The sequence below is a fragment of the Fundidesulfovibrio sp. YSD1 genome (assembly GCF_055397115.1).
The window spans coordinates 587,488-603,534 of record NZ_AP043666.1 but is presented as its reverse complement, the minus strand read 5'-3'; the positions used below and the strand labels follow the sequence as shown (position 1 = coordinate 603,534).

Here is a 16,047-nt window from a genome sequence, read left to right as displayed (position 1 = left end):
GGAATCGGCAAACCTCCAACCCGCAAGCAGATGGAAATCTTCACCGCGAGCAACTTCATCGCCTTTCTCACGCTCTCCGCCCTGGAGATCGTGCTGGGCATCGACAACATCGTCTTCATCGCCATCATCTCCAACCGCCTGCCCCTGGAGCAGCAGCCGCGCGCCCGGCGCATCGGGTTGCTCCTGGCCATGGGCACGCGCATCCTGCTGCTTCTCTCCATCGCCTGGGTCATGCGCCTGACCGCGCCCTTGTTCGCGGTGCTCGGCAACGAGTTCTCGGGGCGTGATTTGATCCTTCTGGCCGGCGGGCTCTTCCTCATCGCCAAGTCCACCTTCGAGATCCACGAGAAGACCGAGCACAAGGGCCACGGGCCCGAGTCCGGCGGGGGCAGGGTGCTCTCCTTCGGCGCGGCCGTGAGCCAGATCGCCGTGCTGGACATCATCTTCTCGCTCGATTCCGTGATCACGGCCGTGGGCATGGTGGACCAGGTGTCGGTGATGATCGCGGCGGTGGTGGCGGCAGTGGCCGTGATGATGATCTTCGCCGAGCCCGTGAGCCACTTCGTGAAGCGCCACCCCACCATCCAGATGCTGGCCTTGTCGTTTCTCATCCTCATCGGCGTGTTCCTAGTGGCCGAGGGCCTGGGCAAGCACATCGACCGGGGCTACATCTACTTCGCCATGGCCTTCTCGCTGGGTGTCGAGCTTCTTAACATGCGCGCCAGGAAGGCCACGGAGCGCGGCTAGGCCTGGGGAGCCTCCGGGACGCTTGGCCCGTGTCCTCGCGGCCCGCGTTTTCACCGGGCAGGCGCGGCTGCGATGAAAACCGCACTGTAAAAACGAAGGCCGCCGGAGAAATCCGGCGGCCTTCGTTTTTGCTCAGCCTCAAGCGGTCTAGTCGATGTCCGGGCAGTCTTTGAGGGCCTCGGCCAGCTCCGCCTCGGAGTGCTCGAAGTCCGTGAGGTTCCCCTGGAGGTAGGCGTCGTAGGAGGCCAGGTCCAGGAGCCCGTGGCCGGAGAACAGGAAGACCACGTTCTGGCCGGGCTCGGCCTCCCTGGCCACGTCGATGGCGGCCTTGATGGCGTGGGAGGTCTCGGGCGCGGGCAAAAAGCCCTCGGTGGCCTGGAACAGGCGCGCGGCCTCGAAGCACTCGTTCTGGAAGTAGGCCCGGGCGTCCACGAGCCCCTCGGCCGCCAGGTTGCACACGATGGGCGCGTCGCCGTGGTAGCGCAGTCCGCCCGCGTGGATGGGCGCGGGCATGTAGGAGTGCCCCAGGGTGTGCATCTTGAGAAGCGGCGTCAGGCGCGCGACGTCGCCGTAGTCGTAGCGGAACTGGCCGCGCGTGAGCGTGGGGCAGGCCTTGGGCTCGGCGGCCACGAAGGTGATCTTCTCCCCGGAGAGCTTCCTGGGCAAAAAGGGCAGCACCAGCCCGCCGAAGTTGCTGCCGCCGCCCACGCAGCCCACCAGGTAGTCGGGCTTTTCCCCGGCCATGGCCAGCTGCTTCTCGGTCTCCAGCCCCACGATGGTCTGGTGCAGCACCACGTGGTTGAGCACGCTGCCCAGGGCGTACTTGGTGTCCTCGTGGGTGGCCGCGTCCTCCACGGCCTCGGAGATGGCCAGGCCCAGGCTGCCCTGGCAGTCCGGGTCCTTCTCCAGGACCATCCGGCCCACCCGGGTGCGGTCCGACGGCGAGGGGAACACCTCGGCCCCGTAGGTGTGGATCAGGATGCGCCGGTAGGGCTTCTGGTTGTAGCTCACCTTGACCATGTACACTGTGCAGGCAAGGCCGAACATCTTGCACGCGAAGGACAGGGCGGTGCCCCACTGGCCCGCGCCCGTCTCCGTGGCCAGGCGCCTGACGCCCTCCACCTTGTTGTAGTAGGCCTGCGGCACGGCCGTGTTGGGCTTGTGCGACCCGGCCGGGGAGCGCGACTCGTCCTTGTAGAAGATCTTGCACTTGACGCCGAGCGCCTTCTCCAGGTTGCGCGCCCGCACCAGGGGCGTGGGGCGGTAGAGGCGGTAGACGTCCAGCACCGGCTCGGGGATGTCGATGCGCGGCCTGGAGCTGACCTCCTGCTCGATGATGCCCATGGGGAAGATGGGCGTCAGCGCGTCCGGGGTGACGGGCTTGCCGCTGGCGGGGTCGAGCGGCGGGGCCAGGGGGGTGGGCAGGTCGGGCAGGGCGTTGTACCACTGCCTGGGCATCTCGCTTTCGGGCAGGATGATCCTGGATTCCATCGAACCTCCTCGTCCTTCGGTTTGCGTTGGTCGGGCTTAGGCGCTCCCCCGAAGCGCCTCGATGCAAACCGGCGTGATTCAGGGACCCCATCGATTCAGAAAGCATGGACTTGTTTCCTGTCCCTAATGACTAGCTGGCCGCATCAAACGCTGTCAAGGAAGGCCGCCCATGCCCGCCTGGGCCTTCATCTGCTCAAAATCCTGGAAAAACGCGTAAAATGGAGCTAAGGCAGGGCCATGATCCGCGAGCCTCTCGTCATCTCCTGGGCGCGTTTCGTGGCGTCCTCGTTCATGCGCAACCGCAGCCTGCTGCTGGCTGCCTCGCTCAGCTACACCACGGTGCTCTCCCTGGTGCCGCTTCTGGCAGTGGCCTTCTCCGTGGCCAAGGGCTTCGGCATCTACGAGGCCCCCTTCCTGCACGACGTGCTCATGCGCCTGTTCGCGGAAAAGGCCGAAGTGGTGGACGCGGTGCTGGGCTACATCCAGAACACCAACGTCAAGGCCCTGGGCTTCATCGGCGTGGCCACGCTCTTCGTCACCTCCTTCGGCCTGCTTTCCACCATGGAGGAGGCCTTCAACATCATCTGGGGCGCGCGCGAGCAGCGCGGGCTGTGGAGCCGCATCTCCAACTACCTCACCGTGATCCTGGTCTGCCCGGTGTTCATCCTGGCGGCCTTCAGCCTCACCGCCACCCTGCAGAACGCAGAGGTGGTGCGCTGGATCAAGGAGATCGAGCTGGTGAACACGGCCCTGACCGCCTCGCTGAAGGCCGTGCCCATGGTCATGGTGACCATCTCGCTCTTCATCCTCTACAAGTTCCTGCCAAACGTGAAGGTCAGGCCCTTTGCGGCGCTTTGCGGCGCTGTGGCCGCGGGCGTTGCCTGGCAAAGCACGCAGGCCCTCTACATCAAGTACCAGGTCGGCGTGACCGGGTACAACGCCATCTACGGCAGCTTCGCCCAGATCCCGCTTCTTCTGGTCTGGCTCTACGTGAGCTGGCTCATCGTGCTGGCCGGGGCCGAGATCGCCAACGCGGCGCAGAATTTCGCGGCCATCCGCAGCGAGGAGGCGGCCCAGGGCTACTCCTTCGCCGACAGGCGCGACCTGGCGCTCTTGCTGGCCGTGCTTCTGACCGAGAAGGCCGAGCAGCGCGAGCCCCCGCTCACGGGGATCGGCGCGGCCGTGGCGCTCGGGGTGCCGATTCGCCTGGTTGCGGAGGAGTTGGAACATCTCGCGCGCATCAAGGTGGCCGTCCGGGTGGAGGGCGAGGGCGCGGACGGCTCGGGCTACGTGCTCGCGGCCCCGCCGGACAGGATCACCGTGGGCGAGTTGGTGGTGGCCTGGGAGGGGTTGCGCGGCCAGGAGGGCCAAGGGGAGCTTGGCAAGCGCTTCCCCATGGTCGAGGAGATAAGGGGCAGGCTCAGCGCCTCCTGCCTGGAGGGCTCCACCCAGACGCTGCGCGAGGTCTGGGCGTCGCTGCCCGAGGGCGGCGCGGAGGCCGGGACCGGGCGGTAGAAGCCCGGGCCGCCCGCGCGGGGCCTTTCCGCAAGACGACGCCCATGCGCCCCTCCGGAAACGATGGCGGGGACGCGAAAAAGCCGGGGCCCGGCCGCACGTTCATGCGGCCGGGCCCCGGCTTTTTCGGGTGATTTCGAGGCTAGAGGATCTGCTCCAGGAACTTCTGGGCCCTGGGGTGCTTGGCGCTCTCGAAGAACTCGGCCGGGGGGCCGTGGTCGATGATCTGCCCCTGGTCCATGAACACGATGCGGTCTGCGGCCTGGCGGGCGAAGCCCATCTCGTGGGTCACCACCACCATGGTCATGCCCTCGCGGGCCAGGTCCAGCATGACGGCCAGCACCTCGCCGATCATCTCGGGGTCGAGGGCCGAGGTGGGCTCGTCGAAGAGCATGATCTTGGGGTTCATGGCCAGCGCCCTGGCGATGGCCACGCGCTGCTGCTGGCCGCCCGAGAGCATGGAGGGGAACACGTCGGCCTTCTCCTCGATGCCGACCTTCTTCAGGAGCGCCCGGGCCTTTTCCTCGGCCTGGGCCTTGGGCTCGCGGCGCAGCTTGATGGGGGCCAGGGTCACGTTGTCCAGCACCGTGTAGTGCGGGAAGAGGTTGAAAGACTGGAAGACCATGCCCACTTCCATGCGCACCTGGTTGATGTCCACCTTGGCGTCGGAGAGGTCGAAGCCGTCCACCACGATGCGCCCGGCGTCGATGGTCTCCAGGCGGTTGATGGTGCGCAGCAGGGTGGACTTGCCCGAGCCCGAGGGGCCGATGATGACCACCTTCTCGCCCGGGACCACGTCCATGCTGACGTTCGAGAGCGCTCGCAGCTTCCCGAAGAACTTGCCCACGCCCTGGATGGAGATGATGGGCTCAGCGTTTGACATAGTAGGAGAGCCTCTCTTCGAGCTTGGAGACCATCTTGGAGAGCAGCAGGGTGATGATCAGGTAGATGAGCGCCACCACGGTGTAGGTCTCGAAATACAGAAACGTCTCGGATGCGAATTCGCGGCCCCGGCGCAACAGGTCCGCCACGGCGAGGATGGAAACCAGCGAGGTGTCCTTGAGCAGCATGATGAATTCGTTTCCGACCGGCGGCAGGATGATGCGCATGGCCTGGGGCAGGATGACGTAACGCATGGTCTGGGCGCGGCTGAAGCCCAGCGAGCGCGCGGCCTCGGTCTGGCCCTTGTCGATGGCCAGGATGCCCGCGCGGAAGATCTCGCCCAGGTACGCGCCGTAGCACACGGCCATGGCGATGACCGCCGCCACCATGTCCGGCACGCGCACGAACCTGCCCAGGGCGTAATAGATGTAGAAAAGCTGCACCAGGAGCGGGATGCCCCGGATGATCTCCACGTAGGTGGAGGCCACCAGGTTGATCCAGCGGTTGCGCGACACCCTGCCCAGGCCCGTGAGCAGACCAAGGAGGAGCGCCAGCACGATGGAGTAGACGGTCACCTGGAAGGTGATGGCCACGCCGTCCGGGATGAACTTGACCAGGCGCATGTACGCGCCCTTTTCCACGAACACCAGGTAGGCGAGGGTGCCGACGGACAGGGTAAGCGAGAGCCACCAGGCCGAGACGAGCCCCCGATCCGATTTGCGGGGGATGGCCGGGCCGTCGTGCTGCTCGATGACGGGGGTGGGTTGTTGGGTCTGCATGGGTGTTTTAAAGAAGAAGGGGAGGGCCGGTTTCAGCCCTCCCCTCCCGGAAGTTGCAGGTCTACTGGCCGATCCACTTCTTCATGAGTTCCTTGTCGATGCCCTTGGCCTTCACGGCGGCGATGCCCTTGTTGATCAGGGCCAGGTTCTCCTTGTCGCCTTTCTTCACGGCGATGCCGTAGAACTCGTCCTCGCCGGACTCGATGATGCCGCCGATCTTGAGCTTGCCCTTGTACTTTTCGGTCTGCAGGGCGTAGTTGGCGGCGACGGGGTCGTCGCAGACCACGGCGTCGATGCGGCCGTTGAACAGGTCCTCGATGGCCAGGCCGACTTCGTCGTAGGACTTGTCCTTGATGCCTTCGACCTTCTTCAGGGCCAGGTGGCCGGTGGTGGAGATCTGGGCGCCCACGGTCTTGCCCTTCATGTCGGCGAAGCTCTTGGCGTTGGAGGCGACGGGCACCACCAGGGCCTGGCGGACCTTGAAGTAGGGCTCGGAGAAGTCCATGGTGCCTTTACGTTCCTCGGTGATGGACACGGAGGAGCAGATGGCGTCGTATTTGTTGGCGGCCAGGCCGGCGAAGATGCCGTCCCAGGCAACGGCCTTGAACTCGGGGGTGAACCCGGCTTCCTTGCCGGCGGCGGTCATGTAGTCGATGGCGAAGCCGGTCATCTTCTTGTCGGCATCGACGAACTCCATGGGGGGCCAGGTGGCGTCGGAAGCGAAGACGATGGTCTTGGCCCAGGCGGACTGGGCGAGCAGGGCGAGCATCAGGGCGGCCAGGACGACGATTCTGCGCATGGTTTTCTCCGGGTTTGGTTTGTTTCGGGCACGGCGCGGGCCATGGTGGACCGGCGCCGGAAGTTCCTTCGCACGTTCGTCACGCGACCGGACACGATTGCCCATTTTAGGCAAAAAGACAAGATAATTCAATTAGAAGGCGGCTCCTGTCCGGGGTGCGCTTAAACCTTCGCCATCCTTGGGAAAGACCTTTCGCGAGCCTCCCGGGGGCGCTCATGCCCGGCCGGCGAGGTACGCCTCGAGCGCTGCGAGCCCCTCGGCGAAGGAAGCCCGGCCGAAGCCGACCCGGAAGTGCGCCCGCCAGCGCTCGCCGTAGAGCCCGCCGGGCAAAAGGAGCACCCCCGCCCCCTCCAGCACCTCGGCGCAGAAGGGCTCGGCGTCCCCCCCAGAGGCCAGGCGCGGGAAGGCGATGGGGCCGCCCGAGGGCGCGGCCCATGAGAGCAGGCCCTGGTGGCGCCCCATGAAACCGGAAAGCAGCGCGAGGTTCGAGAGCGTGAGCGCGCGGTTTCTCCCAAGCACCGCTTCCCTGCGGCGAAGCGCCAGCGCGGCCAGGAATTCCCCGGGCGCGCTGCCGCAGATGGTGGTGTAGTCCTTCACCTGGGCCATGGCCGCCAGCGCCTTCTTGTCGCGGCTGGCGGCCCAGCCCACGCGCAGCCCGGCCAGGCCGAAGGACTTGGACATGACGCCAAGGCTCACGGCGCGCTCGTAGAGCTCGCAGGCCGGGCGGGCCGCGGGGGCGTCGCCGTACTCCAGGAAGCGGTAGACCTCGTCGGAGAAGAGCAGGCAGCCGAGCTTCGCGGCCACGGCGGCCACGCGCTCCATCGCCCCGGCGTCCAGGCGCGCGCCCGTGGGGTTGTGGGGCGAGTTGACGAAGATGGCCTTCACGCCCGGGCCCGCCAGGCGCGCGAGTTCGTCCGCGTCCGGGACCCAGCCGTTCTCCTCCCGGCAGACCCAGGGCGTCACCGTGCAGCCCAGGGTTTCGGCCACCTGGGCCAGGGACTGGTAGCAGGGCATCTGGACGATCACGTGGTCGCCCGGGGAGAGGCAGGCGGCGGCGAAGGTGAAGATGGCCTCCTGCGCGCCCACGTGCACGAGCACGCCGCCTGGATCGAGCCCCTCATAGAGCCCGGCGATTCCGGCGCGAAGTTCCGTCCCGCCCGGGGATTCGGTGTAGCCCAGGGAAAGGCGTTCGAAAGCCTCCCGCGACCCCGGCTCCAGGTCCAGGAGTTCGCCCACGCTCAGGCTCTGGCAGTCCGAGACGCACAAGAGGTGGGGGGCGTTGAATTCGTGCCTTGCGAAGTAGCGTTCCAGGCGGAAGGGGGGCAGTTTCACGGCGTGTCTCCCTTGTGAAAAGATTCCGCGTTCATACAGGCGCGCAGCCCGGCCCGCAACCGGCTTGCGGGCCGGCGCGCGCGGGCGTAGGCTCCGGGGCCGGAGGAAGCATGACGCGACTTGGAAGAACCTTGGCGGCGTTCACCCTCGTGTTCCTGGCCGTGGCGGCCCCGGCTCAGGCCCGGGCGGGAGCGCTCTGGAGCCAGGACGAACTGACCCCCGTTCCCGGCGAGAACAAGCCCGGCCGCCTGGGGCCGCCCGACCTCACCGGCCCCGGGGAGCGCTCGCCCGCGCCGCTGCCCGCGCTGCCCGAGAGCCTCAAGGGGTCGATCAGGCGCGTGGACACGGGCGGCGAGAAGCTCGTGGCGCTCACCTTCGACCTCTGCGAGCTCTCGGACCAGCGCGCCGGGTACGACGGGGAACTGGTGCAGACCCTGCGGGAGCTCAAGGCCCCGGCGACCTTCTTCGCCGGGGGCAAGTGGATGCGCTCGCACCCCGGGCGCGCCATGCAGCTCATGTCCGACCCGCTCTTCGAACTGGGCGGCCACGGCTGGACCCACGGCAACATGGCCGTGCTGGACCGGGAGGGCATGCGCCGCCAGATCGACTGGTCCCAGGCCCAGTACGAGCTCACGCGCGAAGAACTGGTGCGCCTTGCCGCCGAACGCGGGGCCGGGGACGCCGTGGCCGGCGTTCCGGCGGCCATGCGCCTGTACCGCTTCCCGTACGGGCGCTGCGGGGCCGAGGCCCTGGAGATGCTCGCGGCCAAGGGAATAGCGGCCGTGCAGTGGGACGTGAACACCATGGACGCGGCCAAGGGCCGCCAGGCCCAGGCCATCGTCCGCGACGTGCTGCGCGCGGTGGGGCCGGGCTCCATCGTGCTTGGCCACGCCAACGGGTTCGGCCGCGCCACCGCCGAGGCGCTGCGCCTGTTCGTACCGGAGCTTCGGGCCAGGGGCTACAGGCTGGTCACGGTGGGCGCTCTCCTGGCTTCGGGCAAGGCCGTGGCCGCCAAACAGTGCTACGACTCCCGCCCCGGCGATACCGCGGTGTACGACGCCCAGTACGGCGACGGCACCACGCACCGAAAGGCGCGTTAGTGGCGCATCCTTAGAAGGACATGAACGTGTTCTTCAGGAATAAGACTAGTTACTTCATGTTGTTATCCATGGAATATGTATTTGTTCAGTGGACGCCACATCGGGCTGGCGGGAGGGAATCGTGGGCAGGTTCTTCATCATCCTGGGCGTCGTCTTCGTCTGTGTGGGCCTTGCGATGGTTTTCGCTGACAGGCTCGGGCCGCTGAAAGACGTGTTCCAGCGCATCCCCCTGGGGCGGCTGCCAGGGGACATCTCCTTTGGCGACGAGAACTTCCGCGTGAGCTTCCCCATCGTCACCTGCCTGGTCATCAGCGCGGTCCTGAGCCTCATCAGCCTCATCCTCTGGTTATTCCGCAAATAGCGGTCAATAATTCCGGCCTGTTGCCCGTCCAGCTATTGATTATGAGAATCAATTTCGCTATCTGGTCCCAAGCACACACGGGCGGGACAGCAGATGAAACTTCTTTGCGGCTTGGATGATTGCCTGGGCACATACCGTTGCGGGCAGATGGCGGCCACCGTGCACCAGCTCGCGGACACCCTGGGCAGGGCCGTGGACGCCAAGGACAAGCGCCTTTTCGAGCACTCCGTGCTCACGGCGGACCTGGCCTCCATCCTGGCCCTGGCCCACGGGCTTTCGGCCAAGCAGGCGGACGTGATCCACATCGCCGGGCACCTGCACGACATCGGCAAGATCGGCATCCCGGACGCCGTGCTCCTGAAGCCCGGACGCCTGAACGCGGCGGATTGGGCGCTCATCCGGGAGCACCCGGCCACCGGGGCGGAGATACTCAAGCCCATCGGCCTCTTCGCCACGCGCGGCGGGGTGGCCGAGATGGTGCTCTCGCACCACGAGTCCTTCGACGGCGGCGGCTATCCGCGCGGGCTCTCCGGCAAGGACATCCCCCTGGGCGGGCGCATCCTGGCCGTGGCGGACAGCCTGGCGGCCATGCTCGAGAAACGGGTCTACAGCCCGGCCATGACCTTCGCCCAAGCCCTCGGGGAGCTGGAGCGCTGCGTGGGCACGCGCTACGACCCGGACGTCTGCCGGGACCTCTTCAGGAACGAGGGCGAGATCGGCCATGTGCTGGCCGCGCAGGGGGCGGGAAGCTTCGGGAGCGGGGACGCGCGGCGCGAGCCCGTGGCGGCCGGTTGCTGAGCGCGGCCCGGGTCAGGCGGCGGCGAGGCGGCCGCGCCCGTCGTCCTTGGCCTTGTAGAGGGCCTTGTCCGCCTGGGCGATGAGCGCGTAGGGCGACTCGCCCCCGGCGGGCACGCCGCCGGCAAGGCCGATGGAGGCCGAGAGCTCTATGACGCCCCCGCCGGAGAGGCGCACGCTGGCGGAGCGCAGCCCGGCGAGGATGCGCTCGGCGGCGTTGCGGGCCTCCTCCACCGGGGTGTCGGGCAGGATCACCGCGAACTCCTCGCCGCCGATGCGCGCGGTCACGTCGGAGGCGCGCACGCTGGAGCGGATCACCGAGGCGGCGGTCTTGAGCGCCACGTCCCCGGCCTGGTGGCCGTAAGTGTCGTTGATGGACTTGAAGTGGTCCATGTCGATGAGCAGCAGGCTCTGGGGCGTGGCGTTGCGCACTCCCTGGGCCAGGCATTCCGAAAGGCGCTGCCCGAAGAGGCGGTTGTTGGCCAGCCCGGTGAGCTCGTCCTGCATGGCCAGCGCGCTCAGGCGCTCCTCCTCGCGCCCCAGGAGCCAGCCGAAGAGCCCGAAGGCGGTCATGGTGCCGAAGAGCATGTAGGCGAAGAGCCCCGGGGACCCGGCCAGGGTCTCGAGGGGCGTTTGCCCGCCCAGGGACTGGAGCGCGAGCCACCCGGCGGGAGCGCACACGGCGAGCAGCGCGCCCTGGAGCGCGCGCGATCTCCTCCGGCAGCGGCGGCCCCGGCATGGCTTGGACATTCGAACGGGAAACATGGACAAAACCGTACGTGCAGCGTTGCTGGGTAACTAGTCATTTCAGCGCAAAAAGCAAGTCAAAGCATACCGCGGCGGTATTGTTTGAAATCGCGCTCCGCGCGGCAAAGCCCTCGTCCTGCCAGGGCTTTGCCCTGGACCCAGCAGGGGGATGATCCCCTTGCATCCCGCATTCGCTTCGCGCAGGTCACCGGGTGCATGACATTAGGCCGCCCTTCCGGCTGGAAGCGCGCTTCCAGCCGGAAGGGCGGCCATATTTCATGGTCATGGTGAAACCCGCGAAGCTATTGCCGGGGTCCGGGGGCAGGCACTGCCCCCGGCAGGTGCAGGACAGCGTCCTGCCGGGGCGCGGGGCAGAGCCCCGCCTCGCTACTGCGTGCGCTGGACGGTGAAGCCCAGTTCGTCGCCCAGCACGTCCACGGTCACTGCCTGGCCGTCGCCGATCTCGCCGCCGATGAGCTTTCTCGCCAGTGGCGTCTCGATGTGCGCCTGGATGTAGCGCCTAAGCGGCCGCGCGCCGTAGACCGGGTCGTAGGCCGCGTCGGCGATGAAGTCCTTGGCTTGGCCGGAGAGGTCCAGGGTGATCTTGCGTTCGGCCAGCCTGGCCCGAAGCCCGCCGAGCATGAGTTCCACGATGCGCGTGATCTGCTCCTTGAGCAGGGGCTTGAAGAGCACGATCTCGTCCACGCGGTTCAGGAACTCCGGCCTGAAGTGGCCGCGAAGCGTCTCCATGACCTTCTCGGCGGTGCCGCGCTTGAACTCGCCGTCCTCCTGGATGCCGTCGAGCATGTACTGCGAGCCCAGGTTGGAGGTCATGATGATGATGGTGTTCTTGAAGTCCACGGTCTTGCCGTGGCTGTCCGTGAGCCTGCCGTCGTCGAGTATCTGGAGCAGCACGTTGAACACGTCGTGGTGCGCCTTCTCGATCTCGTCGAAGAGCACGACGGAGTAGGGCTTTCGCCGCACGGCCTCGGTGAGCTGGCCTCCCTCGTCGTAGCCCACGTAGCCCGGGGGCGCTCCGATCAGGCGCGAGACCGTGTGCTTCTCCATGTATTCGCTCATGTCCAGGCGCACGATGTTGTCCTCGGTGTCGAAAAGCGACTCGGCCAGGGTCTTGCAAAGCTCGGTCTTGCCCACGCCGGTTGGGCCGAGGAAGATGAACGAGCCGATGGGCCGCTTGGGGTCCTTGAGCCCGGCCCGGGCGCGAAGCACGGCGTCGGCCACGGCGGTGACGGCCTCCTCCTGGCCCACCACCCGGTTGTGCAGTTCGTCGGGCAGGCGCAGAAGCTTCTCGCGCTCGGTCTCCAGCAGGCGCGTCACCGGGATGCCGGTCCAGCGCGCGATGACCTGGGCCACGTCGTCCGGGCCGACCTCCTCGCGCAGCAGGCGCTGGCCGCCCGATGCCTTCTCGATCTCGGCCTCGCGCCTGGCCAAGTCGCCCTCGAGCTGATTGAGCTTTCCGTACTTGAGCTCGGCGGCCTTGTTCATGTCGTACTCGCGCTCGGCCTTCTCCATGTCGATGCGGGTGCGCTCGATTTCTTCCTTGATGGAGCGCAGCCCGTCGATGGCCTGCTTCTCGCGGTCCCACTGGGCCGTGAGCCCGGTCTGCTCCTCCTTGAGCCCGGCCAGTTCCTCGCGCAGCTTCTCCAGGCGCTCCTTGGAGGCCGCGTCCGTCTCGCGGGTCAGCGCGGCCTGCTCGATCTCCAGCTGCATGATCCGGCGGTTGATGGTGTCGAGCTCCGTGGGCAGGGAGTCGATCTCGGTGCGGATCATGGCTGCGGCCTCGTCGATCAGGTCGATGGCCTTGTCCGGCAACTGCCTGTCCGGCAGATAGCGGGTGGAGAGCACGGCCGCCTCCACCAGGGCCGCGTCCGCGATGCGCACGCCGTGGTGCACCTCGAAGCGTTCGCGCAGGCCGCGCAGGATGGACACGGTGTCCTCCAGGGTGGGCTCGTCCACCAGCACGGGCTGGAAGCGGCGCTCAAGCGCGGGGTCCTTCTCGATGTACTTGCGGTACTCGTCGATGGTGGTGGCGCCGATGCAGTGCAGTTCGCCGCGCGCCAGCATGGGCTTGAGCAGGTTGCCCGCGTCCATGGCCCCCTCGGCCTTGCCCGCGCCCACGATGGTGTGCAGCTCGTCGATGAAGAGGATGATGCGCCCCTCGGAGGCCTGCACCTCCTTGAGCACTGCCTTCAGGCGCTCCTCGAACTCGCCGCGGTACTTGGCCCCGGCGATGAGCGCGCCCATGTCCAGGGCGAAGACGGACTTTTCCTTGAGCCCCTCGGGCACGTCCTTCTTCACGATGCGCTGGGCCAGACCCTCCACGATGGCGGTCTTGCCCACGCCCGCCTCGCCGATGAGCACGGGGTTGTTCTTGGTGCGCCGGGAGAGGATGCGCACGCAGCGCCTGATCTCCTCGTCGCGCCCGATCACGGGGTCGAGCTTGCCCTTCTGGGCCTCCTCCACCAGGTCGCGGCCGTACTTCTTGAGGGCCTCGTAGGTCTCCTCGGGGTTGGCCGAGGTGACGCGCTGGGTGCCGCGCACGTCGGTGAGCACGGAGAGGATCTTCTCGCGGGTGAGCCCGAACTGCCTGTTCACCTTGCCGAGCGTGGAGGAGGGCGGCTCGTCCAAAAGCGTCAGGAACAGGTGCTCCACGGAGACGTAGTCGTCCTTCATGGACTTGGCCAGTTCCGAGGCGGCCACGAGCACCTCGTTGACGCGCGGCGTCACGAACACCTGGCCGGGCTGCGAGCCCGGGCCCGAGACGCGCGGCATCTTGCCGAGCTCCTCCTCCAGGGCGCGTTCGAAGGCGCGAACGTCGTAGCCCGCGCGCTCGAGCAGCCTGGGCACGAGCCCCTGCTCCTGCTGCACCAGGGCCATCATCAGGTGCCCGGAGTCTATCTGCTGGTGCCCCAGGCGCACGGCCACGGCCTGGGCCTGGCTGATGGCCTCCTGGGATTTCTGCGTGAACTTGTTGATATCCATGATCTCTCCTTGAAGAGCCGGTTCTTTCGGAAATTCGTCCCGGGCGCCGCTAGAACAGCCGCTCCAGGTCGCGCACGCGCTTCTCCAGCTGTTCGATGCGCTCCACCAGGTCCACGATGATGGACGCGCCCACGGGGTTGATCTCCAGGTCGTTGCAGAGCCTGGAGAGCTTCTTCACGCGGTACACGTCGCGCCGCCTGAAGAGGTAGGCCTCGCCGTGGGTGCGCCTGGGCGAGAGCCAGCCCAGCTCGATGAGTTCGCCCACGAAGGACGGGTGCAGGCCGGTCATCTCGATGAACTGCGCCCAGGCGATCAGTTCCGAGCGCGCGGGCAGGTCGCCGCCGGTGACGATGGTGATGCCGGTCATTTGAGCCTCCGGTATGCCGCTCGCCTGGGCGGCGTCAGTGGTTCTCGCGCGGGTTGAAGGAGGACTCGCGGGACAGCTCCTCCCACAGGGAGCGCTCCTTGTCGGAGAGCTGCTTGGGCGACTGGATCATCACCCGCACCAGCTGGTCGCCGCGCCCGGCCTTGCCCGAGAGCCCCTTGCCCCGGATGCGCATCTTGCGCCCGGAGCCGATTCCGGCGGGCACGGTCATGTCCACCTCGCCGTCCAGGGTGGGCACGCGCACGGTGGCCCCGAGCGCCGCCTCCCAGGGGGCCAGGGGCAGGTCCACTACCACGTTCACGTCTTCCAACTTGAAGCGTGAGTGCGGCCGGATCATCACCTTGAGGTAGAGGTCACCGGCGGGGCCGCCGCCGCCCCCCTGCGAGCCCTGGCCGGAGAGCCTGATCCTGGCCCCGTCGCGCACGCCCGGCGGGATGTTCACCGAGAGCGTCTTGGGCTTCAGATACGGCCGTCCGTCCGGGGAAAGGGCCTCCTCCTGGAGCGTGATGGCCTTGGAGCCACCGTGGTAGGCCTCCTCCAGGGTGAGTTCGAGCCCGGCCTCCACGTCCTGGCCGCGCGAGGGCCTGCGCTGGTAGCCGCCCGCCCCCCCGAACCCGCCGCCCGCGAAGCCCCCGCCCGGGCCGAAGCCGCCAGCGCCGCCGAAGATGGTCTGGAAGAAGTCCGAGAAGCCGCCCATGTCGAACTGCTGGCCGCCTCCGCCCGCGCCGCCGAAGTGAAAGCGCACGTTCTCGTAGCCCGGGGGCGGCTGGAAGTTCTGGCCGTGCTGCCAGTTGGGGCCGAGCTGGTCGTAGAGCTTTCTCTTCTCCGGGTCGCGCAGCACCTCGTAGGCTTCGTTGATGTCCTTGAATTTGGTCTCGGCGCTCGCGTCCCCCGGGTGGAGGTCCGGGTGGCACTGCCGGGCCAGCTTCTTGAAAGCCTTGGAGATTTCCTCCTGGCTGGCCTTGCGGTCGACGCTCAGGAGCTTGTAATAGTCTTTGTATTCCACGCGGTTGTCCTTTGGTCGGCGGTTGGGGCCGCAGCAAGTTTACATAATAATCACGCCCCAAAAAGCGTCAAGCATGCCAGCGTATTGAATGCTGACAGGAGCCATACCAGCCAGGATACGCCAAGGCCCGCGAAAAATCCAGGAGCGCCGGTGCGCGGGGTGCTCCCCGAATCCGCTCAGGCGCGGCGGGGCATTGCCAAGCGCGGCGAGGCAGGCTAGCACCCCCGCATGCCAAAGGACGATTTCAACAGCCCCTTCGACAAGCTCAAGGGCCTGAAGCTGAAGAAGGAAAAGCCCAAGGCTCCCGCCCCGAAACCCGCAGCCGCGCCCAAGCCGCAGGCGGAGCCCCAGGAGGAGGGCGATCTGTTCGCCCAGGCCATGTCCGGCGTGAACAGGCTGGACAAGGCCCCTGGGGGCAGGCAGGTGGCCGCCCGCGCCACGCCCGCGCCCCCGCCCAAGGCCGCCGATCCGGACGCCGAGGCAAAGGCCAAGCTCTACGACCTGGTGGCCGGGAAGGTGGAGTTCGAGCTGGAGTACACCGACGAGTACGTCCAGGGCTTCGTCAAGGGCACCGACCAGAAGATCTTCCGCCAGCTCAAGGCCGGGGCCTACAGCCCCGAGGCGCACCTGGACCTGCACGGCCTGAACGCCGACCAGGCCTACGAGACGCTCCTCGTGTTCACCCGCGAGAAATACTACCAGGGCAAGCGTTGCCTGCTGCTCATCCCCGGACGCGGGATCAACTCCCCCGGCGGCATGCCCGTGCTCAAGGAGGAGCTGAAGAGCTGGCTCACGCGCGATCCGCTGAAAAGGGTGGTGCTGGCCTTCTGCACGGCCCAGCCGCGCCACGGCGGGGCCGGGGCGCTCTACGTGCTTTTGCGCCAGCGCCGCAAGGCCGAGGGCAAGATCAAGTGGGACAATCTTTGGGGGGACGACTAGCAGAGGGAGTTTTCGAGGCGAGGCTCTACCCGGCGCCCTGCTGGGGGCGGATCCCTGCCCCGGACCCCGGCGTTCGGCTTCGTGGGCTTCACCCTTGCCATGACGTGCCGCCCGCCTGGAAGCGAGCTTCCAGGCGGGCGGCTTGTTTATTGGCGTTCGGTGATCG

General features: G+C 67.4%; 15 protein-coding genes. 6 read left to right on the top strand and 9 right to left on the bottom strand.

The annotated features are described in order from the left end of the window. Nucleotides 1-30: 30 nt before the first annotated feature. A complete protein-coding gene (locus ACZ5V4_RS02870; protein WP_464316669.1) occupies nt 31-747 on the top strand; it encodes a TerC family protein in 717 nt (238 codons plus the stop codon). Between the two features lie 147 nt (nt 748-894). Here ACZ5V4_RS02870 and ACZ5V4_RS02865 read toward each other — a convergent pair whose 3' ends face one another. Further along, entirely contained in the window at nt 895-2,238 is a 1,344-nt protein-coding gene (locus ACZ5V4_RS02865) for a TrpB-like pyridoxal phosphate-dependent enzyme (protein ID WP_464316668.1), read from the bottom strand. Between the two features lie 237 nt (nt 2,239-2,475). On the opposite strand from ACZ5V4_RS02865, the gene ACZ5V4_RS02860 reads away from it, so the two are divergent. After that, nucleotides 2,476-3,753 (top strand): YhjD/YihY/BrkB family envelope integrity protein, encoded by a 1,278-nt coding sequence (locus ACZ5V4_RS02860; protein ID WP_464316667.1) that lies wholly within the window; start codon nt 2,476-2,478, stop codon nt 3,751-3,753. 142 nt (nt 3,754-3,895) lie between these two features. On the opposite strand, the gene ACZ5V4_RS02855 is transcribed toward ACZ5V4_RS02860, so the two are convergent. The 4 genes from ACZ5V4_RS02855 to ACZ5V4_RS02840 all read right to left on the bottom strand — a co-directional run bounded on the left by ACZ5V4_RS02855 (nt 3,896) and on the right by ACZ5V4_RS02840 (nt 7,545). Beyond that, the gene (locus tag ACZ5V4_RS02855; RefSeq protein WP_464316666.1) at nt 3,896-4,636 is read right to left on the bottom strand and encodes an amino acid ABC transporter ATP-binding protein; all 741 of its coding nucleotides are present in this window, start codon (nt 4,634-4,636) and stop codon (nt 3,896-3,898) included. Further along, a complete protein-coding gene (locus ACZ5V4_RS02850; protein ID WP_464316665.1) occupies nt 4,623-5,414 on the bottom strand; it encodes an amino acid ABC transporter permease in 792 nt (263 codons plus the stop codon). The genes ACZ5V4_RS02855 and ACZ5V4_RS02850 overlap by 14 nt, the downstream gene beginning before the upstream one ends. 61 nt (nt 5,415-5,475) lie before the next feature. Further along, nucleotides 5,476-6,213 carry a basic amino acid ABC transporter substrate-binding protein gene (locus ACZ5V4_RS02845; RefSeq protein WP_464316664.1) on the bottom strand — a complete coding sequence of 246 codons (738 nt, stop codon included), beginning with the start codon at nt 6,211-6,213 and terminating at the stop codon, nt 5,476-5,478. Between the two features lie 213 nt (nt 6,214-6,426). Continuing rightward, a complete protein-coding gene (locus ACZ5V4_RS02840) occupies nt 6,427-7,545 on the bottom strand; it encodes an aminotransferase class I/II-fold pyridoxal phosphate-dependent enzyme (RefSeq protein ID WP_464316663.1) in 1,119 nt (372 codons plus the stop codon). A gap of 110 nt (nt 7,546-7,655) precedes the next feature. On the opposite strand from ACZ5V4_RS02840, the gene ACZ5V4_RS02835 reads away from it, so the two are divergent. From ACZ5V4_RS02835 to ACZ5V4_RS02825, 3 genes are all read left to right on the top strand, one after another. After that, nucleotides 7,656-8,645 (top strand): polysaccharide deacetylase family protein, encoded by a 990-nt coding sequence (locus tag ACZ5V4_RS02835; protein WP_464316662.1) that lies wholly within the window; start codon nt 7,656-7,658, stop codon nt 8,643-8,645. A gap of 121 nt (nt 8,646-8,766) precedes the next feature. Then, nucleotides 8,767-9,006, top strand: a complete 240-nt coding sequence (locus tag ACZ5V4_RS02830; RefSeq protein ID WP_464316661.1) for a DUF2905 domain-containing protein — start codon at nt 8,767-8,769, stop codon at nt 9,004-9,006. Nucleotides 9,007-9,099: 93 nt separating this feature from the next. Continuing rightward, nucleotides 9,100-9,804 (top strand): HD-GYP domain-containing protein, encoded by a 705-nt coding sequence (locus ACZ5V4_RS02825; protein WP_464316660.1) that lies wholly within the window; start codon nt 9,100-9,102, stop codon nt 9,802-9,804. A gap of 12 nt (nt 9,805-9,816) precedes the next feature. Here ACZ5V4_RS02825 and ACZ5V4_RS02820 read toward each other — a convergent pair whose 3' ends face one another. From ACZ5V4_RS02820 to ACZ5V4_RS02805, 4 genes are all read right to left on the bottom strand, one after another. Then, the gene (locus tag ACZ5V4_RS02820; RefSeq protein WP_464316659.1) at nt 9,817-10,566 is read right to left on the bottom strand and encodes a GGDEF domain-containing protein; all 750 of its coding nucleotides are present in this window, start codon (nt 10,564-10,566) and stop codon (nt 9,817-9,819) included. A 369-nt stretch (nt 10,567-10,935) separates the two neighbouring features. Beyond that, on the bottom strand, nt 10,936-13,551 hold the full coding sequence (gene clpB, locus ACZ5V4_RS02815) for an ATP-dependent chaperone ClpB (protein WP_464316658.1): 2,616 nt from the start codon (nt 13,549-13,551) through the stop codon (nt 10,936-10,938). 49 nt (nt 13,552-13,600) lie between these two features. Then, the gene (locus tag ACZ5V4_RS02810; RefSeq protein ID WP_464316657.1) at nt 13,601-13,918 is read right to left on the bottom strand and encodes a chaperone modulator CbpM; all 318 of its coding nucleotides are present in this window, start codon (nt 13,916-13,918) and stop codon (nt 13,601-13,603) included. Between the two features lie 34 nt (nt 13,919-13,952). Then, nucleotides 13,953-14,942, bottom strand: coding sequence for a DnaJ C-terminal domain-containing protein (locus ACZ5V4_RS02805; RefSeq protein ID WP_464316656.1), 990 nt, complete (start codon nt 14,940-14,942; stop codon nt 13,953-13,955). Between the two features lie 228 nt (nt 14,943-15,170). Here ACZ5V4_RS02805 and ACZ5V4_RS02800 point away from each other — a divergent pair, with 228 nt between their 5' ends. Continuing rightward, a complete protein-coding gene (locus ACZ5V4_RS02800) occupies nt 15,171-15,881 on the top strand; it encodes a Smr/MutS family protein (RefSeq protein WP_464316655.1) in 711 nt (236 codons plus the stop codon). Nucleotides 15,882-16,047: the final 166 nt, after the last annotated feature.